Source organism: Parasphingopyxis sp., from assembly GCF_052168275.1.
GTDB lineage: Bacteria > Pseudomonadota > Alphaproteobacteria > Sphingomonadales > Sphingomonadaceae > Parasphingopyxis.
The window spans coordinates 1-23,702 of sequence record NZ_JBQLZM010000005.1; the positions used below are offsets into that span (position 1 = coordinate 1).

The window sequence follows — 23,702 nt, forward strand, 5'->3', positions numbered from 1 at the left end:
CGTCGGCGGCGTGCTGCTCGCCGTGAGCCGCGCGATCGGCGAGACGATGATCGTGGTGATGGCCGCCGGTCTCGCCGCCAATCTCACCGCCAACCCGTTCGAGAGCGTGACGACCGTCACCGTCCAGATCGTCCAGCTGCTGACCGGCGACCAGGAATTCGACAGTTCGAAAACGCTCGCGGCCTTCGCCCTGGGCCTCGTTCTCTTCATCGTGACGCTGCTGCTCAACATCATCGCGCTCAGCGTCGTCAAACGCTTCCGCGAGGCCTATGAATAGATGACCACCGCCATCGCCTCCCCTACCGGCCGCCAGCCGACCGACTGGGCCGCCGACGCCATGCAGCGCCGGATCCGGGCCCGGTACCGCGCCGAGAAGCGGTTCCGCTTCTACGGCCTGTTCGCGATTTTGCTGTCGGCGGGATTTCTCGCTTTCCTGCTGATCACGATGGTCTCGAGCGGCGCGCGCGGCTTCACCCAGACCCAGATCGCGCTGCCCGTCAATTTCGCGGCGTCGGACATTTTCCTCGAGCCCGGCCAGCTTGACGGCGAGGACCGCGATCAACTGCTCGCCCAGGCGGATTTCCAGGACCTCGCCCGGCAATCGGCGATTGCGGCCTTCGGCGAGGACGGCCCGGGGCTGCTGTCCAACGGCGCCTGGGTCAAGCTGCGCAACGCCGTGTCCGAAGACCCGACCCTGCTGACCCGCGAGGAGGTGATCTGGATGCCGGCCTCGACCGAGGTCGATTTCGCCGCGCGAGGGGATATGGGGCCGGACCAGAGCGCGGAGCGCGCGGCGATGATCGAGCGCTATGGGGAATTCGAGGAAGCGGGCCAGGTGCGCCGCGCGCTGAGCTGGACCTTCCTGACCATGGCGGATTCGAGCGACCCGACGCTGGCCGGCATCTGGGGGGCGCTCAAGGGCTCGTTCCTGACCATGGTCGTCACCCTCGCGCTGGCCTTTCCGATCGGCGTGCTGGCTGCGGTCTATCTCGAGGAATATGCGCCGCAGAACCGCTGGACCGACATGATCGAAGTGTCGATCAACAATCTCGCGGCCGTGCCGTCGATCATCTTCGGCCTGCTCGGCCTCGCGGTGTTCATCAACACATTCCACCTGCCCCGCTCGGCCGCGATCGTCGGCGGCCTGACGCTGGCGCTGATGACGATGCCGGTGATCGTGATCGCCGGGCGCAACGCGATCAAGTCCGTCCCGCCCTCGATCCGCGACGCGGCGCTCGGCGTCGGCGCCTCGCCGGTCCAGGTGCTGACCCATCACGTGCTGCCGCTGTCGCTGCCCGGCATCCTGACCGGCACGATCATCGGGATGAGCCGCGCGCTCGGCGAAACCGCGCCGCTGCTGCTGATCGGCATGCGCGCCTTCGTCGCCACCCCGCCGAGCGGCTTCACCGATCCCGCCACGGTGCTGCCGGTACAGATCTTCCTGTGGTCGGACGAGCTCGATCCCGGCTTCGTCGAACGGACCTCGGCGGCGATCATCGTGCTGCTGCTCTTCCTCCTGGCCATGAACGGGCTCGCGATCTGGCTGCGCAACAAATATGAACAACGCTGGTGAGACCATGAACGACGCAACGGATACCAAGACCGAACCGAAAGCCGGCGCGCCGCTGGTCGCCCCCGACATGCTCAAGATGACGGCGCGCAATGTCGACGTCTATTATGGCGATAAGCAGGCGATCGATAACGTCTCGATCGATATCGGCATGGACAATGTAACGGCCTTTATCGGCCCGTCCGGCTGCGGCAAATCGACCTTCCTCAGAACCCTCAACCGGATGAACGACACGATCCCGATCGCCCGGACGACGGGCCGGATCGAGCTCGATGGCGAGGATATCTACGACTCGTCGATGGATGTGGTGCAGCTGCGCGCCCGGGTCGGCATGGTCTTCCAGAAGCCCAACCCCTTCCCCAAGTCGATTTTCGAGAATGTCGCCTACGGGCCGCGGATCCACGGCCTCGCCACCTCCAAACCGGAACTCGACGAGATCGTCGAGAAATCGCTGATCCGCGCCGGCCTGTTCGAGGAGGTGAAGGACCGGCTCGACGACAGCGGCACCGCGCTTTCGGGCGGGCAGCAGCAGCGGCTGTGCATCGCCCGCGCGATCGCCGTGGATCCCGAGGTCATCCTGATGGACGAACCCTGCTCCGCGCTCGACCCGATCGCCACCGCCAAGATCGAGGAGCTGATCCACGAACTGCGCGGCAAATATGCGATCGTCATCGTGACCCACAATATGCAGCAGGCGGCCCGCGTGTCGCAGCGCACGGCCTTTTTCCATCTCGGCAATCTCGTCGAATATGGCGAGACGTCCGAACTGTTCACCAACCCGCACCAGGAACGGACGAAGGACTATATCACCGGCCGGTACGGCTAGACGGAAATCCGATCATGCCAAACAAGAGCGAACACACGGTCAAGGCATTCGACGAGGATATCGGCGAATTGCGGGCCCTCGTTTCGGAGATGGGCGGGCTTGCCGAGACGGCGATCGGCGACGCCATCCATGCGCTGACCCGCCACGACCTGGAGACGGCCGCCCGGGTTATCGACGATGACAACCGGATCGATGAACTCGAGGCCGAAGTCGAACGGCTCGCCGTCCGCCTGATCGCTCTGCGCGCGCCGCTCGCCGACGATCTGCGCGAGGCGGTGGCGGCGATCAAGATCGCAACGGTGCTCGAGCGGATCGGCGACTATGCCAAGAATATCGCGAAACGCGTGCCGATCTTCGATCATCGCACCGATATCGAGCCGCTGAGCATCCTTCCGGCGATGGCCCGGATCGTGCAGGAAATGGTCCATAACGTGCTCGACGCGTTCGCCGCCCGCGATGCGGCGATGGCCAAGATGGTGATCGAGCGCGATTCGGCGGTCGACGATTTCTACGACAGCCTCTTCCGCGCGCTCCTCACCTACATGATGGAGAATTCGCACAACATCACCCAGTCGACCCATCTGCTGTTCATCGCCAAGAATCTGGAACGGGTCGGCGATCACGCCACGAATATCGCCGAGATGGTCTATTTCGCGGCCACCGGGGAATATCTGGAGGACCGTTCGGGCGGCGAGAATTACGCGCCGGATCCGGAGGAGCTTGAAGAATGAGCAAAGCCAAACTCCTGCTCGTCGAGGACGACATGGCGCTGACCGAATTGCTGATCTGGCATTTCGAGCGCGAGGAATTCAACGTCAAGCATACGGTCGACGGCGAGGAGGCGCTGCTGCTGGCGCGCGAGAATCCGCCCGATCTCGTCCTGCTCGACTGGATGATCGAGGGCCTGTCGGGGATCGAGGTCTGCCGCCGCCTGCGCCGGATGCCGGACACGGCGAACGTGCCGATCATCATGCTGACGGCGCGCGGCGAGGAGGAGGACCGCGTCCGCGGCCTCGAGACCGGCGCCGACGATTATGTCACCAAGCCGTTCAGCCCGCGCGAGCTGGTCGCCCGGGTCGGTGCGGTGCTCCGCCGCGTCCGCCCGGCGCTGGCCGGCGAGCCGCTGCTCCACGGCGACATCGCGATGGACACGGTCAGCTACAAGGTCCGCCGCGACGGCGAGGTGATCCCGCTCGGCCCCACCGAGTTCCGCCTGCTCAAGCATTTCCTCGAGCATCCGGGCCGGGTGTTCAGCCGCGAAAGGCTGCTCGATTCGGTCTGGGGCCATGATTCGGACATCGAGCCGCGGACCGTGGACGTGCATATCCGGCGGTTGCGGAAAGCCCTGAACAAGGGCGGCAAGCCCGACATCATCCGCACCGTCCGCTCGGCCGGCTATGCGCTGGATGCCGAGGGCGCGGGTTAGAGGATTTTCCGTCAGATTTGTCTTGGCGGGAAATCGAAGCGCCGGGATTTTGAGTCGGACCCGGCCTTTCGGTCGAGCGCGGCACGGCGCTCAATCCTCGCTTGCCAGATAATCGATGATCGCCCGCCGTTCGGCCGGGTCGGACAGGCTGAAGCCCATCGTCGTCCCCCGCACCATCGCGCGCGGGCCGCGCAGCCAGCGCTCGAGCGCCGTCCGGGTCCAGACGATGTCCGACCGGGCCAGAGCCGGCGAGTAGCGGAACCCCCGGACCGCGCCCGCGCGCCGCCCGATCAGGCCGCGGTGGCGCGGCCCGACCCGGTCCGCGTCGAGCGAATGGCAGCCGCCGCAGCGCTGCTGGTAGAGGCGGGCGCCGTCCGGAGACTGCGCCCGCCCCGGCGCGGCTGCCGCCAGCGCCAGGGTCAGGACGATGGCCGGCAGCCACGGGGCGAAGCGGCGCATCGCCCTATCCGAAGATGAAGCCGTTATCGGGCATGGTCTGCCCGAGCGCGCCGGCGAGCGCCGCGAAATGCGCGGCCTCGTCGACCGCGATCCGCGCGGCGAGATGGTCGTGATCCCCGTCCTGCAGAGAGGGCATGATCCCGAGATAGGCGGAGGTCGCCCCCCGCTCGAGCCGAAGCGCGAGGTTCAGCACATCCGTCTGGTTGCGCAGCGAACCGAGATCGAGCGCCTCGACATATTCGGCATCGGTCTTCGGCTCGACCGGCGTTCCGCCCAGCGTCCGGATGACGCGGGCGAGCTCGTCGCGATGCTGCTGGTGATGGCCGCGAAACAGGACACCGACCGCGACGACCGCCGGTTCGAGCAGGCCGCTGCCCGCCGCGATCGTATAGGCCGCGATGCCCTCATGTTCGAGGCCCAGCGCGGCGTTCAGCAGGTCGGCATCGCCCTGGGCATCGGCGGGGGAGCCGCCGCCGTAACGGCCGCGCTGGGCTGCCGCGGGTTCGCCAGAGAGCAACGAAACCGCGGCAAGGGAAAGGCCACCGGCGGCGGTGCGGATGAAGGTCCGTCGCCCGGTCGTGTCGGGCCTGGACAGTGTCTGTTCGGTCATGGAATGAGTCCTCTCGGTTCTCGGGGCAAAGGGAATGGGGCGACTCGAACGATACCGATCTGTATCGTTACTGGTCCTCCATCGAGGATCGCGCGGACACTGTCAACAAAAAAGATACAGATCGGTATCTTTATTGCCGTCCGGATGCAAAGGGGCGAAGATAGGCGCTTGAACCCGCCCCCTCGCCGGGTTACCGCGCACGTCAACCACGATCACAGCCAATCCACGGAGTCCCCATCATGACCATTTCGTTCGAAGACAGAGTCGCCATCGTCACCGGCGCGGGCGGCGGACTCGGCCGGGCCTATGCCCTCGATCTCGCGAAGCGCGGCGCGAAGGTCGTCGTCAACGATCTGGGCGGATCGCGCGACGGCACGGGCTCGTCGGACGCCGCGCAGAAGGTCGTCGAGGAGATCGAGGCGGCCGGCGGCACGGCGATGGCCAATGGCGGCTCGGTCACCGAAGCCGAGCAGATGGACGAGATGGTCGCCAGGGCGAAGGAAGCCTGGGGCGGCGTCCATGTGCTGATCAACAATGCCGGCGTCCTGCGCGACAAGAGCTTCGCCAAGATGAGCGTCGAGGATTTCCGCTTCGTCGTCGACGTCCATCTCAACGGCTCGGCGGTCTGCACCAAGGCGGTGTGGGAAACGATGCGCGAACAGGCCTATGGCCGCATCCTGATGACCGCCTCCTCGACCGGGCTCTACGGCAATTTCGGCCAGGCCAATTACGGCGCTGCGAAGCTCGGCCTGGCCGGCTTCACCAAGACGCTCGCGATCGAGGGCGCCAAATACAATATCAAGTGCAACACGATCGCGCCGATCGCCGGCACGCGGATGACCGAAGACATCATGCCGCCCGAAATGTTCAAGGCGCTGTCGCCCGAAAATGTCGCCCCGGCGGCGGTCTATCTCGTCGCCGAGGACGCGCCGACCAACATGATCGTCGGGGCCGGCGGCGGCTTCTTCCACGCCGCCTATGTCACCCATACCCAGGGCGTCGCGCTTCCCGAGGGCGAGCGGACGGCCGAGGGCGTCGCCGACGTCTGGGACCGGATCATCGACCGCTCGGAAGAGTTCGTCCCGCAGAGCGGCGCCGAACAGGGCGCGCAGGCGTTCAAGATGCTGCAGGCGCTCGCCGGCTGAGGCGTCGAACGAGAGCGGAAGTCGCAAGGGGCGCGTCCGGCAACGGGCGCGCCTTTTTTGCTCAGCCGCCTGCGCTCATCGGCACGGTGGACCTCTGTGGGCAGCATGCCTACGGCCAAAGGCGCGTTCGATGTCTGAAACGGGATGATAGACTGTTTGAAAGAGCTGTCTCAGAGAACGGCGCCAAACAAGGTTGGGGGCAACTCTTGGTTAAAAAATTGACGGATCGGCAACTGCGAAATAAGATCTTGTTATGTTCTCATCCGATGATCCCGCCCTCGAGGCCAGCGTCGACTTGATCGCCACGGCAAGAGGCAGGAAATTCGGGACCATTCTGGCGGATCCTCCTTGGCAGTTTCAAAATCGCACCGGCAAGGTCGCGCCCGAACATAAGAGGCTGGCGCGGTATCCCACGATGACGTTGGACGATATTCGAAAGCTGCCCGTGGCGGATATCGCCGATGAGCCATCTCATCTTTATCTATGGGTACCCAATGCCCTGCTACCGGACGGCCTATCGGTAATGGAGGCTTGGGGATTCCGCTATGTCTCGAACATAATCTGGCACAAGATCAGAAAAGACGGCGGTTCGGACGGGCGCGGCGTCGGCTTCTATTTCCGCAACGTCACCGAGATCTTGCTTTTCGGTGTGCGTGGAAAAAACGCTCGGACGCTCGCTCCTGGCAGACGTCAGGTGAACATGATCCAATCACGAAAGCGGGAGCATAGTCGTAAACCCGACGAACAGTATCGGGTGATCGAAGACTGTTCCTGGGGACCGCGGCTTGAGATGTTCAGCAGAGGCAAGCGGCGCGGCTGGACGGCTTGGGGCAATCAGGCTGACGATGACTATGAACCCACTTGGGATACGTATAACTATAACAGTGCCGTCGCGGCGGAATAGCAGTCAGATATCAGTCACATAGAGCGCGGGCCGAATAGCAAATGTCAGAACAGGACAACCGCCCCCGCCGCCGCCTTCCAATCTGGGCCAGAGTTTTTCATGGTGGGTTGTGGACGCGCCATATGATGCGCCCTTGCCCAAGTCCTTGAAGATTGCCTGCAATTCGGTCGAGCGTGTGACGATTATTCCGACGTCCATAACCCGCAGATCGAAAAGCAAACGAAAATTGTTGAGATCGCGATCGTAAAACGGATCCTTGTTGTTCCATTCGACCTCGATACCCACCCGCCCCTTAAAACAATCCACGCTGTGGGTCGGGCTCTCATATTCGACATCATCGACGGTTATCGCCGTATCGAAATTTTTCTCGGTCCAGCCGCGCCTGTAAAATTCGCTGTCGATACGCCTGGCGATAGGCGATTTGGCGCCGCCCTTGGTCAGAATTTCTGATTTCAAGAGGCGAAAATCACGCAAAACCGCAATCACTTCCGCCCACTCGGCGGTACAAGCCGTTTGCAATATTCCGGCCGCGTTTCGCCATTCCTTGACGTGATACATTTCGCGCAAATCGGCGGGGACAAGATGATCGGTTGACATCCCGTCATGCTTACGGACCAGCAAAATGCTTGGCAATGTGCCGTATCCTAGAGCAAATCCGGACGGCGGAAATCGTCGCATCGTCATTCTTGACTTCACGGTGCTGTCCTACAGCCCGTCCCTTGCGGTATACTGGCAGCACGACACACATGGCGGCCTTCTCCTCTCCCTTCCTCGCGAAAACGGTCCAAGCCGTCCCATCTGCATTTCGGCCGCTATGTGTGAACTTTGTAAACTTGGCGCCCGCTCCGTCCCGGATTCCCGCGCGCACGGAGGCGGGACTTCTTGTGACAACTGGACGGAAACGCATTGGAAAAGAGACGCTTGCCAGGATTTGTGTCGCCAGCCCGTCCGCACTCCCTCACCCCCGCCGCGTGTCAATCGCTGTCAATCGTGGTACCGTATTGCATCACCAATACACCAATGCTATGCTGGCCCGATAAGAGCGCAAAACGGAGAGAAGACCGATGTACAGCGAAAGCGATCTGGAGGCGGCGGTGGCCGCGGGGGCGTTGAAGGAGGCGGACGTCGCAAAATTCCGCCGGTTCATGGCGGCCGACCGGTCGACCGCGCTGGTCGACGAGGAGCATTTCCGCCTCGTCAGCGGGTTCAACGATATTTTCGTGGCGATCGCCAGCGTGTTGCTGCTCGTCGCGATCGCCTGGCTGGGCGGCGAGATCCAGCCCTGGATCGGCGCGCTCGGCGTCGCGGCCGCGGCCTGGGGCCTGGCCGAATATTTCACCCGGGTCCGCCGCATGGCCTTCCCCTCGATCCTGTTGCTGCTCGCCTTTGTCGGCGGGCTGTTCGGCGCGGTCGCCACGGGGCTGATCGGCGACGAAAGCCGGTACGGCTCGGGCGACGAGGCGATCGTGGCGACCTATATCTCGATCGCCGGCGCGGTGGCCGCGGCCGGGGCCTTCCTGCACTGGCGCCGATTCCGCGTTCCGATAACGGTCGCCGCCGGGGCCGGTGCCGTCGTCGCAACGATCATCGGCATTCTCGCCGTGGCGACGGACGGCAATGTCGAGCCCTTCCTGCACCCGTTGCTGTTCGTTACGGGCCTCGGCGTCTTCGCGCTGGCGATGCGCTGGGACATCAGCGATCCGGTCCGCGAGACGCGGCGCTCGGACGTCGCCTTCTGGCTGCACCTGCTGGCCGCGCCGCTGATCGTCCATCCGATCTTCGCCGAGATCGGCGTGCTCGAAGGCGCGCTGACCGTGGGCGGTGCGGTACTCGTCATCGGGCTCTATATCGCGATGGCGCTGATCGCCCTCGCGATCGACCGGCGGGCGCTGATGGTGTCGAGCCTGGTCTACGTGCTCTGGGCGCTCAACGGACTGTTCGAGCGGTTCGGCGCGGTCGAGACCAATGTCGCGCTCGCTGCGCTGGTGATCGGGTCGGCGCTGCTGCTGCTCTCCGCCTTCTGGCACAATGCCCGCGGGCTGGTGGTCAGGCCGTTGCCCGAGGCGATCACGAACCGGCTGCCGGTGATCGGGAAGGAAACCGTAACGGCCTGATTTGTCAGACCTTCGCTTCGCTTAGGTGCCGCGACATTGCGATGGCAATGTTCTGACACACCAAACCTGCACCGCTCGACCACCAGGTCGGGTCTGACAAAAAGGAGAAAAGGGAGACCCGAAAACTATTCGCCCACAATCTTGAGCAGCCGCCGCTCGACGGGGGCCAGCACCGGCGCCAGTTCATGCCCGCGCTTCAGGATCATCCCGGCCTCGTTGAGCAGCGCCCACATGCCCTGCCGGTTGCGCAAGGCGGGGCGTTTCTCGATCCGGTATTCGGGACGCTCGGCGGTGCGGCGGAAGGCAGAGAAGGACGCGAAATCCTTCTCGAAATTCATCGCATAGTCCCGCCAGTGCCCGGCCGCGACCATCCGGCCGTACAGATCGAGGATGCGGTTGAGCTCGGTACGCTCGAACCCGACCTGGTTGGGCCGGGACCGGCCCGCGGGGCCGCGCTGGTCCGGAAACGGGGTGACGGTGCCCATCAGGCGCAATCGCTCTCCTGAACCGGGGTCTCGTCGCCGTCGCGCTCGGCGATCAGCGCGTCGATCTGCTTGCGCAGCTGCTCGAGCTCGCAGCGCATCAGCTCGAGCCGCTGGGTCGAGGGATCGAACATTTCGCTGCACGGCGTGCCGTAGGGAACGAAGCCTTCGGGCTTCGCTTCCGCGTCCATCAGCGTGGCCCTGGCCGGAATGCCGACCATGACCGCGCCGGGCTGGACGTCCTTGGTGACGACGGCGTTGGCGCCGATCCGCGCGCCCCTGCCGACGGTGATCGGCCCCAGGATCTGCGCGCCCGAGCCGATGATCACATCGTCCTCGATCGTCGGATGGCGCTTGCCGGGGACGCCGTCGGCCGGATTGGTGCCGCCGAGCGTGACATTCTGGTAGATCGTCACATTGTCGCCGATCTCCGCGGTTTCGCCGATGACGCTGAACCCGTGATCGATGAACAGATGGCGTCCGATCTTAGCGCCGGGATGGATATCGATCGCGGTCAGGAAGCGCGACCAGTGATTGACGAACCGGGCGAGGAAAAAGAGGCGGCCGCGAAACAGGCGGTGCGCCAGCCGGTGATAGGCGAAGGCCCAGACACCCGGGTAGAGCAGCACTTCGATCCGGGAGCGCGGGGCCGGATCGCGGGACCGTATGGAGTCGATATAGGCAATCAGTCGGCCAGGCATCTGCTTCTCCCGCACCAGTGGCGATCCGCAACGTAATAATCGTTCAGTGTAATAAAAACCAGTTCGACCCGCTATACCCCCCGAAAGACCAGCTTTCCGGTCGATTAATGGTTGATTTCGATTAATAGAGCCCTATTTATCGGATAGAACGATAAATTCCGAGGGTGTGCATGTCGACCTATCTGCCGACTTTGAAACAGCTGCAATATCTGGTCGCGCTGCGCGACCACGGCCATTTCGGCAAGGCCGCCGAGGCCTGTTTCGTGACCCAGTCGACATTGTCCGCCGGCCTGCGTGAGCTGGAATCCCTGATCGGCATCACGCTGGTCGAGCGCACCCGGCGCGTCGTCCGCTTCACCCCGCTCGGCCTCAGCATCGCCGACAAGGCACAGCGCGTGCTGCGCGAGGCCGAGGAGCTTTCGGAGATGGCGCGCGCGGCCGGCAAGCCGCTCTCCGGCGAGATGCGGATGGGCGTCATCCCGACGATCGCGCCGTTTCTGCTCCCGCATATCCTCCCGAAACTGCGCACCGACTGGCCGGATCTAAAACTGTTCCTGCGCGAGGAGACGAGCCCTGCGGCGTGCGATTCGCTGCAGCGCGGCCAGATCGACTGCATCCTGCTCGCCCTGCCCTATCGCTGCGGCGAGGTGGACACGGCCGAACTGTTCGACGACCGGCTGTTCGTCGCCTTTCCCAAGGGCGAACCGGCCAATCCGCCGAAGAAGATTTCGCCGGAAATCATCGATGAAGGCCGGCTGCTGCTGCTCGAGGACGGGCATTGCCTGAAAGACCATGCCCTCGCCGCCTGCAACCGCCCCGAACTGCGCGCGGAAGCGCGGATGATGGGCACGTCGCTCCACACGCTGGTGCAGATGGTCGAGAATGGCCTCGGCACGACGATGCTCCCCGAAATGGCGATCGAAGCCGGCATCCTGCGCGATACCAACATCGTCGCGCGGCCGCTCGACGCCGATCATCCGGCGCGCACGATCGCGCTCGTCTGGCGCAAGAACAGCCCGCGCGAAAAGGACTTCCGCCTGCTTGCCGATGCGATGCGCGAAGCCGCGGGTTGACGCCGTCCTGTCCGAAAGGGCAGGTCGCTCGCAACCATGGCGCTTGCTATGCGTTAACCACTTGTATCCCCCACCTATATCAACCGAGGAGAGTAAAATTGTCGAAGTCAAAGCGATTGGCCAAAGGTACCGGCGTAGCAATGGGTCTGGCCCTGTTCGCCCTCGGCGGCGCACCCGCGCTCGCCGATCATCATGGCGCCCAAGGCCATGACGACCATGCGCAGATGACCGCCGAAGAGCATGCCGAGATGGATGCCGGCGCGGAAACGGAAACGAGCGACGCCATAACCGTGGGCGGCGCCGAAATGCTGCCGACGCGCACCATCGTCGAAAACGCGTCGAATTCCCCCATTCACACGACGCTCGTCGCCGCGGTTGCGCAGGCCGAGTTGGTCGAGACGCTGTCGGGCCCGGGTCCGTTCACCGTCTTCGCGCCGACCGACGAGGCGTTCGGCCTGTTGCCGGCCGGCACGGTCGAGGCGCTGATGCAGGACGCCGCGCGCGCCCAGCTCGCGCAGATCCTGACCTATCATGTCGTGTCCGGCGCGGTGGATGCCGAAACGCTGATCGGCATGATCGAAGAAGCCGGCGGCGAACTGACGCTGACCACGGTCGAAGGATCGCCGCTGGTCGCGACGCTCGACAATGGCGCGGTCTCGCTGCGCGACGAAATCGGCGGGGTTTCCTATGTCACGCAGACCGACGTTCCCCAGTCCAACGGGATCATCCACGTCATCAACGGCGTGCTGGTGCCCGAACCGGAAACGGCCGGCGCCGGGGACCGCTAAAGCCCGTATCGGCAAAGCTCGAGGGGCGTCGCGCTGCGGCGCCCCTTTTTTATGGGGCAGACCAGCGACGGCGCTGCTCGACATCGTCCGCACGCTCCTCGACCCAGCCGGACCGGCCGTCGGCAAACTCCTCGCGCTTCCAGAACGGCGCGTCGGTCTTGAGCCAGTCGATCATGAAATGCATGGCGTCGATGGCAGCGCCCCGATGGCGGGACGCGGCGCCGACGAAGACGATCCGCTCCCCCGGCACCATTCGCCCGACCCGATGGACGATCGTCACCGCCGACAGCGCCCAGCGTTGCGCGGCGTCCTCGGCGATGCGGCGCAATGCGTCCTCCGTCATCCCGGGATAATGTTCGAGTTCGAGCGCAACGAGACCGTCATCGCCCCGCACCAGCCCGATAAAGGTCGCGACCGCGCCCGCACCGGTTATTTCCAGCCCGGCGCTTTCGGCCGCCGGGTCGAATGCCGCCTGCTGGACGCGGATGTCGGGCGTCATCCGCCCGTCACCGGCGGAAACAGCGCGATCTCCCGGACGCCGGCCAGCGGAGCATCGAAGCCGGCAAATTCCTGATCGACGGCGACGCGTAGCCGCGCCTTGTCCGCAAAGGCCTCCGCATAGTCGCCGCCCCGCGCGGCGAGCCAGTCGATAAGGGCCTCCACCGTTTCCACTTCGGCGGGCGGGTCGACCGTTTCGGCATCGCGGCCGATGGCCTCGCGCACCCAGGCGAAATAGAGCATTTCGATCGCCATTCCGGTCAATCCATATGTTTGAGGCCGGCCCGCAGATAATCCCAGCCGGTGACCATCGTGAGTACGGCCGCCAGCCACAGCGACACCAGCCCGACCATCTTCACCCAGGCGAAATCCGTCCAGCCGCCATGGTCCACGGCGCCCGCCAGGATCATCGCGCCGAGCGCGACCATCTGGAACGCCGTCTTCCATTTCGCGAGCTGGCTGACCGGCACCGAAACGCTGAGCCCCGCTAGGAATTCGCGCAGGCCCGATACGATGATCTCCCGCAGCAGGATCACGATCGCGGCGATCACATGCCAGCTTTCGATATCGCGGGTGAAGATCAGCATCACGATCACCGAGGCGACCATGATCTTGTCGGCAATCGGATCGAGGAAGATGCCGAGCTTCGACACGGTGCCCTGCGACCGGGCCAGATAGCCGTCGAGATAATCGGTCGCGCCGACCGTGCAGTAGAGGATGAAGGCGCAGATATAGCCAAGCCAGCCCGAATCCCAGAGCAGCGCAACGAGTACTGGAACGGCGAAAATGCGCGAAAGCGTCAGCAGATTGGGCAAGGTCAGCATGATCGCTCCCCTCCTAACTGCTTTTGCCTACGCAACAAAGCCTCGTCGCGACAATCGCAGCCGGGCTCGGCCCTTGGCGAGCCCGCGAGCCTGGGCTATGCGTGCCTTCCCTCCCGACGCACCCCCTTCCCTCTTCTCGAAGGACTGCATGCCGACATCGCTCGAACTTTTGACCAAGCGCCGCTTTGCGCCCCTGTTCGTCACCCAGATGCTGGGCGCGTTCAACGACAATCTGTTCAAGTTCGCGATGGTCGTGCTCGTGATCTACGAAATCTACGATGACGAGACGCTCGAATTCCAGTTCAGCTCGATCTCGACCGGCCTCTTCATCCTGCCCTTCTTCCTGCTGTCGGCGATCGCCGGGCAACTGGCCGACAACATGGACAAGGCGAAGATCATCCGCTTCGTCAAAACGCTGGAAATCATCATCGCCCTGACCGGCGCCGCCGGGCTGATCCTCCAGTCGATACCGCTGATGCTGACGGCCCTGTTCGCGCTCGGCGCCCAATCGACATTTTTCGGACCGATCAAATATGCGATCCTGCCCCAGCATCTCGAAAAGGACGAAGTGCTCGCAGGCACCGGTCTCGTCGAAGCCGGCACCTATATCGCGATCCTCGCCGGCACGATTCTCGGTGGCGTGATCGTCGACTGGCTGGGCGCCTTCTGGGCTGCGATCTGGGTCCTGACGGTCGCGGTCGTCGGCAGGATCAGCGCCCATTTCGTGCCCGCCGCTCCCGCCCAGAAGGAACCGGAGCCGATCGACTACAACATCTTCCGCTCGTCCTACCGGCTTGTGAACGGGACGATGCATATCCGTCGGCTCTTCCTCGCGATCATCGCCATCAGCTTCTTCTGGACGATCGGCTCGGTGCTGATCATCCAGTTCCCCCCGCTCGTGAAGAATGTGCTGACCGCCGACCCCAAGGTCGCGAGCATGTTCCTCGGGATATTCTCGATCGGCATCGCCATCGGATCGGTTCTCTCGAACCGCATATTGAAAGGCCAGGTTTCGGCGCGGATCGCCCCGTTCAGCGTGATCGTGATGGGCGGGTTCGTGCTGATCCTCTATTTCATCGCGATCCAGTGGCAGGGCCTCGAAAATGGCGAGCTCTACGATCTGGTCGGGTTCATCATGCATGACGGCAGCTGGCTGCTGCTCGGCGTACTGATGGGCGTGGCGATCGCCGGCGGCATGTTCGTCGTCCCGCTCTACGCCTTTCTGACCACCACCGTCGACCTGAGCCAGACGGCGCGGACCATCGCCGCGAACAATGTCGTCAATTCGGGATCGATGGTCCTCGGCGCACTTGCCGCGTTCGGTTTGAGCCTGCTCGGCGTGTCGACGACCGAGCAACTGTTCCTCGTGGCCGCCATGTGCCTCGTGTCCGCCTGGACCGCCTGGCTGCTGCACAAGGCCTGCGATTAGGATTTGCCGGACTTTGTCTTTGTCAGACCTTCGGCTTCGCCTCAGGCGCGGCACCGGCCCGCACCCCCTCCCGGCCTCCCAACAGGGTACACTCAATGGGAGGTCGGGAGGGGGTGCGGGCCGGTGCCGCGATTTCGCGTTAGGGAAATTCTGACAAAAAAGATTCCCGCCTAACCGAGAAACGTCATGAAAAAGACGAATCCGCCGGCCCAGGTGATGGTGAAGAGCCGCGCATTTTCGGCCAGCTCGCCGCGCCGCGGAAATGGCGGGCGGCGCAGCGCAACGACCGCATCGATATCGCGCTCGCGGCGGATGAGTCTCGCGGTTAGCGGCGGATAGAGCGAATCGGGTGGAGCGGTTGCCATGGCCGCCCGTTAACATTTTGTTTACTATCCCGTTTACACTGGAAGATGGTTAAGATGGGGATGCCAGGCCGATGTCCCCCATCGGGACACAGTCGGGATCAGCGTTTGGATGGTCGTTCAGTCTCGGGCGGCCTCGCGCTCGGCAATCGCCTCGGCCAGCGCGACGAGCTGCTCGGCCTCGGCCAGGTGCAGCCGTTCGACCATCGCGCCGTCCACTTCGAGAACCCCTTGGTCAGCATTTTCTGGCTCGGCAAACGCCGCGATGATCGCGCGGGCGTCCCGCAGCGCCGCAGCGGAGGGCGCGAATATCCGGTTGGCCGCGTCCAGCTGGCTGGGATGGATCAGCGTCTTTCCGTCGAACCCGAATTCGCGGCCCTGCTCGCATTCGGCGGCGAGCCCGGCCTCGTCGCCGATACTGTTGAACACACCGTCGATCACCGTCTTGCCATGCGCCCGCGCCGCCATCACCGTCATCGAAAGAGCGGCCGCAAACGGTTCGCGGCCGGGCCGCAAACTGGCCAGCATGTCCTTGGCCAGATCGTTGGTGCCCATGACCATCGCCGACAGCTCGGGCGTCGCGGCGATTTCGGCGATATTGAGGATGGCGAGCGGCGTTTCGATCATCGCCCAGACCGGCAATTCCGAACGCGCCGCCATCGATATGTCGGACGCCGACGAGGCCTTGGGCAGGAGGATGGCAGCCGGCTTGGCGAATTTCGCCGCCGCCAGATCCTCTTCGAACCAGGGCGTGCCGATACCGTTTACGCGGATGACCAGCTCGCGGTCGCGATAATCTCCATGCCATACGGCTTCCGCCACCCGATCGCGCGCATCGGCCTTGGCATCGGGCGCGACGGCATCCTCGAGATCGAAGATCAGCACGTCGGCGGGCAAGGATTTCGCCTTTTCCAGCGCCCGGGCGTTGGCGCCGGGGATATAGAGGCAGGAGCGGCGGGGGCGGAATGCGGGATCGGTCATGCGCGCCCTTATTCCGCATGCCGCTGCACAAACCAAGGTTGACGTGAACGTAAAGCAAGGCGAGAGTGTATCCAAACAGAATCATGGGAGAAGCGATCATGTCCGAAGCCGTCCTTACCGAAGCCGAAAACGGCGTCCTCACCATCACCATCAACCGCCCCGAGGCCAAGAACGCCGTCAACCGCGCGGTGGCCGAAGGCATCGCCGCAGCCATCGAAACGCTCGAAACCGACGACAGCCTGATGATCGGCATCATCACCGGCGCCGGCGGAACCTTCTGCTCGGGCATGGATCTCAAGGCGTTTCTGCAGGGCGAACTCCCGGTCGTGAGCGGCAAGGGCTTTGCCGGTTTCGTCGAAGCGCCGCCCGCCAAGCCGCTGATCGCGGCAGTGGATGGCTATGCCCTGGCCGGGGGCATGGAAGTCGCCATTGCCTGCGATCTCGTCGTCGCCAACACGGATGCGCAGTTCGGCATTCCCGAAGCCAAGCGCGGGCTTGCCGCCGGTGCCGGCGCGCTGCTCCGCCTCCCCCGCCTGATTCCCCAGCGCTATGCGATGGAGCTGGCGCTGACCGGCGATTTCGTGAGTGCCGGCCGCGCCGCCGAGATGGGCTTCGTCAATCGCGTCGTCGACGGCCCGGCCCTTGAAGGCGCGAAGGAACTCGCGGCAAGGATCGCCGAGAACGGCCCGCTCGCGGTGAAGGCGAGCAAGCAAGTCATCGTGAAGACCGAGGACTGGTCGCACGACGAGATGTGGGCCGAGCAGCAGAAGATCATCGGCGGCATCTTCCAGTCCGAAGATGCCCGCGAAGGCGCGATGGCCTTCGCCCAGAAGCGCAAACCCGAATGGAAGGGTCGCTAGGGCGCACATCTTTTCGGGTTTTAAAGCCGAACCCGTTGCCGAACGGGGACCGTCCTGACCGAGCGCGCCGGCGATCCGGACACAGCCGATTTTGGCGATACGCACGATAAATGATATGCTTGGCCAGTTGAGCCGGAGCAATTTGCAATGATCATGGCGACCTTACCGATTGGCCGGGCATGGACAAAAAAGGTTGCGACCGTGATCGCCATGGGAATCGGGCTAGCGACGGCCGGCTCCGCGCAAACGGTCGGCGATAATGCGATCGATGATCGTCAACTGACGTCGACACGATCGACTGCTGTCGAGGGCGTGACGGATTGGGTCCAATTCGATCTGGCTGATGAACGGTCAAGCAACGGGAGCCGACCGGCCGACGGCACGCAGATCGGTTGGAACAGGCCCGGCGTGGACCAGCACGTTGATGCAATCCGGAATGACGATTGGCTCCAACTGCGTATCATGCGTCCTGCCGGCCGGCCGCTGGATGCCGATGGCGCTGCGCGATCCTTTACCGGCACGACGTTGCCGGGCGTCTTGGGCTCGGGCGACGAAACGATTTCGCAGCTCGATATTCAACTCGGTGGCGACAACGGATTGAGCCTGCGCAGCAGCTTTGGCCTGTCCAGCCAACCCAGGGAAGTGGATCCTGCCGACATGTTCTTTTTGCGCGGAAACCAGGTCCGCGAAGACAGGGCAGTCGCCAATATCGGCCTTCGATTCTGAGCGGCAATCGCCTCGCGGCGCGGCAGGTCAGCCAACGGTTTGGAGTTGATCAGCCGCGGCCTCCGATCATCGATCGCCAGAACAGTTTCACTTCTCCCGGTCGAACCCACAGTTGACGTGAACGTCAACTATCGCGACAACGCAGCATCAAAAGAATCGGGGAGTAATCGACCATGAAGACCCGCATCACCGAACTGTTCGGCATCGAACATCCGATCATCCAGGGCGGCATGCATTATGTCGGCTTTGCGGAACTCGCCGCGGCGGTGTCCGAAGCGGGCGGGCTCGGCATCATCACGGGGCTGACGCAGAAGACGCCCGAGGATCTCGACAAGGAGATCAAGAAGGCGCGCGAGCTGACCGACAAGCCGATCGGCGTGAACCTGACCTTCCTTCCGGCCTTCACCGCCCCGCCCTATCCCGAATATATCGATGCGATCATCGAGAACGGCATCAAGGCGGTCGAAACGGCGGGCCGGAATCCCGAAGAGCATCTGCCGAAGATGAAGGAAGCCGGGATCAAGATCATCCACAAATGCACGAGCGTCCGCCACAGCCTGAAGGCGCAGTCGATCGGCTGCGACGCGGTGTCGGTCGACGGCTTCGAGTGCGGCGGCCATCCGGGCGAGGACGATATCCCGAACATGATACTGCTGCCCCGCGCGGCCGACGAGCTCGACATTCCGTTCGTCGCCTCGGGCGGTCAGGCCGATGCGCGCAGCCTCGTGGCGTCGCTCGCCATGGGCGCCGAAGGCATCAACATGGGCACGCGTTTCATCGCGACGAAAGAGGCGCCGGTGCACCAGAATGTGAAGCAGGCGATCGTCGATGCTAGCGAGCTCGACACCGCGCTCGTCATGCGACCGCTGCGCAATACCGAGCGCGTACTGAAGAACGCGGCGGTCGACGAAATCCTCAAGATCGAGAAGGAAAAGGGCGCCGATCTCCAGATCACCGACATTCTGGACCAGGTCGCGGGCGTCTATCCCGAGATCATGATGGAGGGCGATATGGATCGCGGCGCCTGGAGCTGCGGCATGGTCGCGGGACTCATCAACGATATCCCGACCTGCAAGGAACTGATCGACGGCATCATGGAAGAAGCCGAGACGATCATCCGGCAGCGGCTGGAGGGTTTCCTGGCCGCCTAGGACCCGGCGTCCGCCTCCGGGACCGCCAGAAACTGCATGTCCTGCCCGATCACGTCGATCCGCACGACGCGCCGCTCCTCGCCGCGCGTGACATAGACGTCGTTGTCGGGCGTGCCACCGCGGATTTCATAGCGGGTCGTGTCGAAACTGCCGGCGGGCGTTTCGATCATCCCGCCCGGACGCGCGGTGATCGTGACATCGGCAAAGGCGTTGCCGAGAGGCCCGTACCAGCGGAACGCGGTTTCCGATCCGTCGGTTTCGGGCAGCACCAGCGGCATCAGGAAGGCGACCGGTCGCGGCAGCGTGCCTTCCGGGATTTCGACATCGACCGGCTGAACCTCGACATCCTCGAGCCGCAGGACCACTCGGTTCCCGGTCGCGCGCCCATCGGCGAATTCGAGATCGAGATTCATGTAGGATGTGCCCCGATGGAATTCGAGATGGACGGTTTCGAACTGCAGGTCCGGCGCGAGATTGAACGCCAGAGTCTCATAGACCTGGGTGCTGGGCATCATCGTCCGGTCGTAGAGCAGCACGCCGTCGTCGCCCTTGATCCAGCCGAGCCGCATGAACCCGTCCCGCTCGCCGCCGTTGAACAGCCCGAGAAAGAACTCGCCCCGTTCGGGCAGGGCCGCGGCCGTACGCGCGCCGACACTGTCCTGGGCCGCCGCATGACCGGCCGGCATTACCATAGGCGCCGCCAATGCAATCGCGAACGCCAGACAGGTCCGCAGGAACCCGCGCTTGGATACTGTCATAATGTGCCCCCCTTCTTCAACGGGCCCGCCATATCGATGAAACTTGGCAGGCCGAACCCGGCTTCGACGAACGGCGGCGGATATCCTGGAGACGACAGGCCTATTGGCTTTCGGCGCTTCCGAATATCTGGTCTGAATGCACCATCGGACCGGCGACCGCTTCGAGAAACTCGATCGAGCCCTCGGCGAGGTTGATCCGGAATCGCACGTCATGCTGGCCCATCCGCATGGTCCCGGGGTCGGCGGATACGGATTCGACATCGGTCGTCGCCGTCGGAATCGTGACGGTCAACCCACGCGCCGGATCATAGTCCGCCGCTGCTCCTGCCAGATCGACATGAGTGAAAGGCCAGAGATAGCGGCAATCGAGAAAACCGCGCTCCGGTTCCGGAAACAGAACCGCAAATCCGGCCGACGCCGTCGCCGGTTCGCTCGAATCGAGCAGGATGATCCGGACCTGGCCGCTGTAGAAATCGCGCGGGCTGCCGGCCTCGTCGTCGAGCACCATCGTGCCGAGCGTGGCCACGCCCTGTTGTTCGTAGCAGGACGAGAATTCCGATGGGAACATGCGGACCGTGTCCGAGCTGCGCTCGGCATCGGATTGCGCGATCGCGGAGCCGAACGGCGCGATCAACGCCGCAGTGAACACCATGGTCCGTATCATGAAGGCCCCTCCCCCGGTCCGGCCATCGTGATGACAGCAGCGGGAACGGGACGCAAGTATGCGGCAAGGCCGGAAGCGGCGCATCGCTGTCGCTGGGAATTTCCCGGGCCGATATCCCCCGGGGATCGTCCTGAACCGGAAAATTGGTGGAGCCGAGGGGGATCGAACCCCTGACCTCTACACTGCCAGTGTAGCGCTCTCCCAGCTGAGCTACGGCCCCATCAGATGCGGGAGCGGCGCATGTAGCGCCGCCGCCCGCTTTAGGCAAGACGGCTTGTGCCTAGCTGTCGTCTTCCTTGTCGTCGCCGCTGGCGCTCGTGTCGACCTGGATGTCGTCGTCGCCGCCGAGGTCGACTTCGTCGTCGGGATTGATCTCGGCATCCTCGTCGACATCGGCAACGAGATCTTCATCCTCGTCGTCGTCGCCCGAAAGATCGGCGTCGTCCTTCTTGTCTTTTTCGTCCTTCTTGTCGTCGAAAATCACCGGCTGTTTCGACTTCAGAACCGGCTCCGGTTCCCAGATAGCGCCGCATTCGCTGTTGATGCAGGTGACCGGATCCTCTTCACCGAGATCGTAGAAACGGGTTCCGCATTTCGGGCAGGTTCGCTTCGTGCCCCATTCTGGCTTCACCATGTGATTGTGTCTTTCATCGCTTCGGAAAATATCTGCGCAAGGCTTGAGCCTGCAGTCGCGCGGGCGCTTGCCACATGGGATTGCCACTGTCAAAAGCCAAGGCTTGCAAATGCGGTTATGGTCCGGACGGACTGCACGACGATTTGCCGCCGCTTTACCCTATCCGGCCCCGCCAAGGCCCAAATTCCCATAAGGACCCTCATGTCAGAAAAGCCGATCCCCCGCACCTTCGAATCGCTGGGGCCGCTGAGCGGCCATGCCCGCGTGCCGGGCGACAAGTCGATCAGCCATCGCGCGCTGATCCTCTCCGCGATGGCGGTCGGCGAGAGCCGGATCGAGGGCCTGCTCGAAAGCGAGGACGTGATCGCGACCGTCGCCGCGCTCTGGTCGATGGGATCGCAGATCGGCCAGGATTCGAACGGCAACTGGGTGGTGAACGGCGTGGGCGTCGGTGGGCTGCTCCAGCCCGAGACTGCGCTCGACATGGGCAATTCCGGGACGAGCGCGCGGCTCCTGATGGGGCTCGTCGCGAGCCACGCGATCACCGCGACCTTTATCGGCGATCCGTCGCTGTCGCAGCGTCCGATGGGCCGGGTGATCGAGCCGCTCTCCAATATGGGCGCGACGTTTTCGGTGACGCCAGGCGACCGGCTGCCGCTGATGGTGCATGGCCGCGTGCCCGCCGTGCCGATCGAGTACCGGCTGCCCGTCGCGTCGGCGCAGGTGAAGTCCGCGATCATGCTCGCCGCGCTGAACACGCCGGGCATTACCCGTGTCATCGAGCCCGAACGGACGCGCGATCATAGCGAGCGGATGCTGGCCGGATTCGGCGCCGAGGTCGGGATCGAGGAGATCGACGGCGAACGGGTGATCGCGGTGACCGGCGAGGCCGAATTGCAGCCGCACAATATGAGTATCCCGGGCGACCCCTCGTCCGCCGCCTTCCCGCTCGTCGCGGCGCTGCTCGTCCCGGGCTCGGACGTGCTGATCCAGCACGTCGGGATCAACCCGACCCGGACCGGGCTGTTCGAGATCCTCAAGGAGATGGGCGCCGACCTCACATATGAAAACGAACGCGATGTCGGCGGCGAGCCGGTCGCCGATATCCGCGCACGGCACAGCGCGCTCAAGGGGATCGAGGTGCCGCCCGAAATCGCGCCGCGGATGATCGACGAATTCCCGATCCTGTTCGTCGCGGCGGCGCTGGCCGAAGGCAAAACCGTCACCACCGGGCTCGACGAACTGCGCCACAAGGAATCGGACCGGCTCGCGGCGATGGCCCGCGGCCTCGCCCAACTCGGCGTCCCGGTCGAGGAGCGGCCGGACGGCCTCGCCATCACCGGATCGGGCGGGGAAAAACTCAAGGGCGATTATGCGACCCCGCACATCGCCACCCAACTCGATCACCGCATCGCGATGAGCTTCACCGTCGCCGGCCTCGCTTCGGCCCATGGCGTGACGATCGACGACATCCGGCCGATGGCGACCAGTTTTCCGAGCTTCCCGCCGATGCTTGCCGATCTGGGAGCGATCGCGCGGTGATCATCGCGGTCGATGGTCCCGCCGCTTCCGGCAAGGGCACGATCGCCCGCGCGCTCGCGGCCCATTTCGGCCTGCCCTGGCTCGATACCGGGCTGCTCTACCGTGCGGTCGGCGTCAGCGTCTTGCGGGCGGGCGGCAACCCGGACGATCCGGTCGATGCGCTGGCGGGCTGCGATTTTCCCGATCAACTGCTCGACGATCCCGAGCTGCGCAGCGAAACGGCGGGCACCTACGCCTCACGCGTGTCGGTCCATCCCGTGGTCCGCGCGGCGCTGATCGAGCGGCAAAAGGCGTTCGCGAACCAGCCGGGCGGCGCCGTGCTCGACGGCCGCGACATCGGAACGGTGATCGCGCCCGGCGCCGACGCCAAGCTGTTCGTCACAGCCAGCGCCGAAGCGCGCGCCGAGCGCCGCCACAAGGACGAGCTGCACACCGATCCCGATGCCGATTTCGCCGCGATCCTCGCCGACATCGAAGACCGCGACCGGCGCGACAGCCAGCGCGACAGCGCACCGCTCAAGCGCGCCGACGATGCGGACTTGCTCGATACGACGAACCTTACTATATCGGCCGCCGTCCAGCGGGCGATTGCGCTCGTAGAAGCTCGGACGGGTAAGCGGTAACAACCGCGTCCACCCAGCAACGCATCAGGCAGTGGCGTTCGCGCCGCGGTCTTGGTGCGTTTTCGTGCGTTTGGAACGGCACGGGCTTTTGCGACGGAAACGCAGGCGGGATGCGGGATCGGCAAGGGGCCGGTGTCGCCACGATGTTCCAAGACCTCCGGAGACAACCGGACGGCCTGAAACGATAAATGAAGGACCTTTTATCCATGGCAACTGCGCCGAACCCCACGCGGGACGATTTTGAAAAACTGCTCAACGAAACCTTGGGCGACTCCGAAGGCTTCGAAGGCCGCGTCGTCAAAGGTACCGTCACCGGGATCGAGAATGACCTCGCCGTCATCGATGTCGGACTGAAATCCGAAGGCCGCGTGCCGCTTCGCGAATTCGCGAACCCCGGCCAGAAAGCCGATCTTTCGGTCGGCGACGAAGTCGAAGTCTTTGTCGACCGCGTCGAAAATTCGCAGGGCGAAGCCATGCTCAGCCGCGATCGCGCCCGGCGCGAAGCCGCCTGGGACCGCCTCGAAGCCGAATATGACAAGGAAGCCCGTGTCG

At 64.2% G+C, this 23,702-nt stretch carries 29 protein-coding genes, 1 tRNA gene and 1 pseudogene; 17 read left to right on the forward strand and 14 right to left on the reverse strand.

The annotated features are described in order from the left end of the window. The 5 genes and pseudogenes from ACTS1X_RS00500 to phoB form a co-directional block, all read left to right on the forward strand. Nucleotides 1-277, forward strand: a pseudogene (locus ACTS1X_RS00500) (phosphate ABC transporter permease subunit PstC); the annotation flags it as partial. Beyond that, the gene (gene pstA, locus ACTS1X_RS00505) at nucleotides 278-1,573 is read left to right on the forward strand and encodes a phosphate ABC transporter permease PstA (protein ID WP_442612429.1); all 1,296 of its coding nucleotides are present in this window, start codon (nucleotides 278-280) and stop codon (nucleotides 1,571-1,573) included. It begins immediately after the preceding pseudogene. Next, the gene (gene pstB, locus ACTS1X_RS00510; protein ID WP_442612430.1) at nucleotides 1,557-2,396 is read left to right on the forward strand and encodes a phosphate ABC transporter ATP-binding protein PstB; all 840 of its coding nucleotides are present in this window, start codon (nucleotides 1,557-1,559) and stop codon (nucleotides 2,394-2,396) included. Before pstA ends, pstB begins: the two co-directional genes overlap by 17 nt. Before the next feature lie 14 nt (nucleotides 2,397-2,410). Next, entirely contained in the window at nucleotides 2,411-3,127 is a 717-nt protein-coding gene (gene phoU, locus ACTS1X_RS00515; protein WP_442612431.1) for a phosphate signaling complex protein PhoU, read from the forward strand. After that, nucleotides 3,124-3,822, forward strand: coding sequence for a phosphate regulon transcriptional regulator PhoB (gene phoB / locus ACTS1X_RS00520; RefSeq protein ID WP_176868957.1), 699 nt, complete (start codon nucleotides 3,124-3,126; stop codon nucleotides 3,820-3,822). The genes phoU and phoB overlap by 4 nt, the downstream gene beginning before the upstream one ends. 90 nt (nucleotides 3,823-3,912) lie before the next feature. Here phoB and ACTS1X_RS00525 read toward each other — a convergent pair whose 3' ends face one another. Continuing rightward, on the reverse strand, nucleotides 3,913-4,281 hold the full coding sequence (locus ACTS1X_RS00525) for a c-type cytochrome (protein ID WP_442612432.1): 369 nt from the start codon (nucleotides 4,279-4,281) through the stop codon (nucleotides 3,913-3,915). 4 nt (nucleotides 4,282-4,285) lie between these two features. Then, complete coding sequence (locus ACTS1X_RS00530) at nucleotides 4,286-4,891, reverse strand: ferritin-like domain-containing protein (protein ID WP_442612433.1); 606 nt, start codon at nucleotides 4,889-4,891, stop codon at nucleotides 4,286-4,288. Nucleotides 4,892-5,130: 239 nt separating this feature from the next. On the opposite strand from ACTS1X_RS00530, the gene ACTS1X_RS00535 reads away from it, so the two are divergent. Both ACTS1X_RS00535 and ACTS1X_RS00540 read left to right on the forward strand, forming a co-directional pair. Continuing rightward, nucleotides 5,131-6,036: an SDR family oxidoreductase gene (locus tag ACTS1X_RS00535; RefSeq protein ID WP_442612434.1), complete on the forward strand. Its 906-nt coding sequence runs from the start codon at nucleotides 5,131-5,133 to the stop codon at nucleotides 6,034-6,036. A gap of 253 nt (nucleotides 6,037-6,289) precedes the next feature. Beyond that, the gene (locus ACTS1X_RS00540; RefSeq protein ID WP_442612435.1) at nucleotides 6,290-6,940 is read left to right on the forward strand and encodes an MT-A70 family methyltransferase; all 651 of its coding nucleotides are present in this window, start codon (nucleotides 6,290-6,292) and stop codon (nucleotides 6,938-6,940) included. A 3-nt stretch (nucleotides 6,941-6,943) separates the two neighbouring features. Here ACTS1X_RS00540 and ACTS1X_RS00545 read toward each other — a convergent pair whose 3' ends face one another. Next, complete coding sequence (locus ACTS1X_RS00545) at nucleotides 6,944-7,624, reverse strand: BglII/BstYI family type II restriction endonuclease (RefSeq protein WP_442612436.1); 681 nt, start codon at nucleotides 7,622-7,624, stop codon at nucleotides 6,944-6,946. Between the two features lie 380 nt (nucleotides 7,625-8,004). On the opposite strand from ACTS1X_RS00545, the gene ACTS1X_RS00550 reads away from it, so the two are divergent. Then, nucleotides 8,005-9,054, forward strand: coding sequence for a hypothetical protein (locus ACTS1X_RS00550; protein WP_442612437.1), 1,050 nt, complete (start codon nucleotides 8,005-8,007; stop codon nucleotides 9,052-9,054). 125 nt (nucleotides 9,055-9,179) lie between these two features. Here the strand turns inward: ACTS1X_RS00550 and ACTS1X_RS00555 are convergent, their stop codons facing one another. Together ACTS1X_RS00555 and epsC are read right to left on the reverse strand one after the other, a co-directional pair. Beyond that, nucleotides 9,180-9,539, reverse strand: coding sequence for a DUF2794 domain-containing protein (locus tag ACTS1X_RS00555; RefSeq protein ID WP_442612438.1), 360 nt, complete (start codon nucleotides 9,537-9,539; stop codon nucleotides 9,180-9,182). Then, nucleotides 9,539-10,237 carry a serine O-acetyltransferase EpsC gene (gene epsC, locus ACTS1X_RS00560; protein ID WP_442612439.1) on the reverse strand — a complete coding sequence of 233 codons (699 nt, stop codon included), beginning with the start codon at nucleotides 10,235-10,237 and terminating at the stop codon, nucleotides 9,539-9,541. Before epsC ends, ACTS1X_RS00555 begins: the two co-directional genes overlap by 1 nt. Before the next feature lie 170 nt (nucleotides 10,238-10,407). Between epsC and ACTS1X_RS00565 the strand changes: the two genes are divergently transcribed. Beyond that, nucleotides 10,408-11,310 (forward strand): LysR substrate-binding domain-containing protein, encoded by a 903-nt coding sequence (locus ACTS1X_RS00565; RefSeq protein WP_442612440.1) that lies wholly within the window; start codon nucleotides 10,408-10,410, stop codon nucleotides 11,308-11,310. Between the two features lie 140 nt (nucleotides 11,311-11,450). Continuing rightward, nucleotides 11,451-12,098, forward strand: coding sequence for a fasciclin domain-containing protein (locus ACTS1X_RS00570; protein WP_442612441.1), 648 nt, complete (start codon nucleotides 11,451-11,453; stop codon nucleotides 12,096-12,098). 49 nt (nucleotides 12,099-12,147) lie between these two features. On the opposite strand, the gene ACTS1X_RS00575 is transcribed toward ACTS1X_RS00570, so the two are convergent. Genes ACTS1X_RS00575 through pgsA form a run of 3 tightly spaced genes read right to left on the reverse strand, consistent with a single transcriptional unit; the run spans nucleotide 12,148 to nucleotide 13,420 of the window. Beyond that, nucleotides 12,148-12,597 carry a molybdenum cofactor biosynthesis protein MoaE gene (locus tag ACTS1X_RS00575; protein ID WP_442612442.1) on the reverse strand — a complete coding sequence of 150 codons (450 nt, stop codon included), beginning with the start codon at nucleotides 12,595-12,597 and terminating at the stop codon, nucleotides 12,148-12,150. After that, a complete protein-coding gene (moaD, locus tag ACTS1X_RS00580) occupies nucleotides 12,594-12,851 on the reverse strand; it encodes a molybdopterin converting factor subunit 1 (protein ID WP_442612443.1) in 258 nt (85 codons plus the stop codon). The genes ACTS1X_RS00575 and moaD overlap by 4 nt, the downstream gene beginning before the upstream one ends. A gap of 5 nt (nucleotides 12,852-12,856) precedes the next feature. Beyond that, a complete protein-coding gene (pgsA, locus tag ACTS1X_RS00585; protein WP_442612444.1) occupies nucleotides 12,857-13,420 on the reverse strand; it encodes a CDP-diacylglycerol--glycerol-3-phosphate 3-phosphatidyltransferase in 564 nt (187 codons plus the stop codon). Between the two features lie 148 nt (nucleotides 13,421-13,568). On the opposite strand from pgsA, the gene ACTS1X_RS00590 reads away from it, so the two are divergent. Beyond that, nucleotides 13,569-14,849: an MFS transporter gene (locus ACTS1X_RS00590; protein WP_442612445.1), complete on the forward strand. Its 1,281-nt coding sequence runs from the start codon at nucleotides 13,569-13,571 to the stop codon at nucleotides 14,847-14,849. A gap of 170 nt (nucleotides 14,850-15,019) precedes the next feature. Here ACTS1X_RS00590 and ACTS1X_RS00595 read toward each other — a convergent pair whose 3' ends face one another. After that, the gene (locus ACTS1X_RS00595; protein ID WP_442612446.1) at nucleotides 15,020-15,214 is read right to left on the reverse strand and encodes a hypothetical protein; all 195 of its coding nucleotides are present in this window, start codon (nucleotides 15,212-15,214) and stop codon (nucleotides 15,020-15,022) included. A gap of 117 nt (nucleotides 15,215-15,331) precedes the next feature. Further along, nucleotides 15,332-16,192 carry an HpcH/HpaI aldolase/citrate lyase family protein gene (locus ACTS1X_RS00600; protein WP_442612447.1) on the reverse strand — a complete coding sequence of 287 codons (861 nt, stop codon included), beginning with the start codon at nucleotides 16,190-16,192 and terminating at the stop codon, nucleotides 15,332-15,334. A 98-nt stretch (nucleotides 16,193-16,290) separates the two neighbouring features. Here ACTS1X_RS00600 and ACTS1X_RS00605 point away from each other — a divergent pair, with 98 nt between their 5' ends. The 3 genes from ACTS1X_RS00605 (at nucleotide 16,291) to ACTS1X_RS00615 (ending at nucleotide 18,929) form a co-directional block, all read left to right on the forward strand. Further along, nucleotides 16,291-17,052 (forward strand): crotonase/enoyl-CoA hydratase family protein, encoded by a 762-nt coding sequence (locus tag ACTS1X_RS00605; RefSeq protein WP_442612448.1) that lies wholly within the window; start codon nucleotides 16,291-16,293, stop codon nucleotides 17,050-17,052. Nucleotides 17,053-17,199: 147 nt separating this feature from the next. Beyond that, a complete protein-coding gene (locus ACTS1X_RS00610) occupies nucleotides 17,200-17,778 on the forward strand; it encodes a hypothetical protein (RefSeq protein ID WP_442612449.1) in 579 nt (192 codons plus the stop codon). A gap of 173 nt (nucleotides 17,779-17,951) precedes the next feature. Further along, on the forward strand, nucleotides 17,952-18,929 hold the full coding sequence (locus ACTS1X_RS00615) for an NAD(P)H-dependent flavin oxidoreductase (protein ID WP_442612450.1): 978 nt from the start codon (nucleotides 17,952-17,954) through the stop codon (nucleotides 18,927-18,929). Here ACTS1X_RS00615 and ACTS1X_RS00620 read toward each other — a convergent pair. The 4 genes from ACTS1X_RS00620 to ACTS1X_RS00635 all read right to left on the reverse strand — a co-directional run bounded on the left by ACTS1X_RS00620 (nucleotide 18,926) and on the right by ACTS1X_RS00635 (nucleotide 20,985). Further along, on the reverse strand, nucleotides 18,926-19,687 hold the full coding sequence (locus ACTS1X_RS00620; RefSeq protein WP_442612451.1) for a hypothetical protein: 762 nt from the start codon (nucleotides 19,685-19,687) through the stop codon (nucleotides 18,926-18,928). The genes ACTS1X_RS00615 and ACTS1X_RS00620 overlap by 4 nt on opposite strands. Before the next feature lie 100 nt (nucleotides 19,688-19,787). Then, complete coding sequence (locus ACTS1X_RS00625; protein WP_442612452.1) at nucleotides 19,788-20,351, reverse strand: hypothetical protein; 564 nt, start codon at nucleotides 20,349-20,351, stop codon at nucleotides 19,788-19,790. Between the two features lie 144 nt (nucleotides 20,352-20,495). Next, nucleotides 20,496-20,571: transfer RNA gene (locus tag ACTS1X_RS00630), tRNA-Ala, on the reverse strand. Nucleotides 20,572-20,631: 60 nt separating this feature from the next. Then, nucleotides 20,632-20,985: a TIGR02300 family protein gene (locus tag ACTS1X_RS00635; protein WP_442612453.1), complete on the reverse strand. Its 354-nt coding sequence runs from the start codon at nucleotides 20,983-20,985 to the stop codon at nucleotides 20,632-20,634. A 201-nt stretch (nucleotides 20,986-21,186) separates the two neighbouring features. On the opposite strand from ACTS1X_RS00635, the gene aroA reads away from it, so the two are divergent. The 3 genes from aroA to ACTS1X_RS00650 all read left to right on the forward strand — a co-directional run. Then, nucleotides 21,187-22,527, forward strand: coding sequence for a 3-phosphoshikimate 1-carboxyvinyltransferase (gene aroA, locus ACTS1X_RS00640; RefSeq protein WP_442612454.1), 1,341 nt, complete (start codon nucleotides 21,187-21,189; stop codon nucleotides 22,525-22,527). Next, nucleotides 22,524-23,150 (forward strand): (d)CMP kinase, encoded by a 627-nt coding sequence (locus tag ACTS1X_RS00645; RefSeq protein ID WP_442612455.1) that lies wholly within the window; start codon nucleotides 22,524-22,526, stop codon nucleotides 23,148-23,150. The genes aroA and ACTS1X_RS00645 overlap by 4 nt, the downstream gene beginning before the upstream one ends. Nucleotides 23,151-23,356: 206 nt before the next feature. After that, nucleotides 23,357-23,702 (forward strand): S1 RNA-binding domain-containing protein (locus ACTS1X_RS00650; RefSeq protein ID WP_442612456.1); only part of this gene is annotated, 346 nt, incomplete at its 3' end.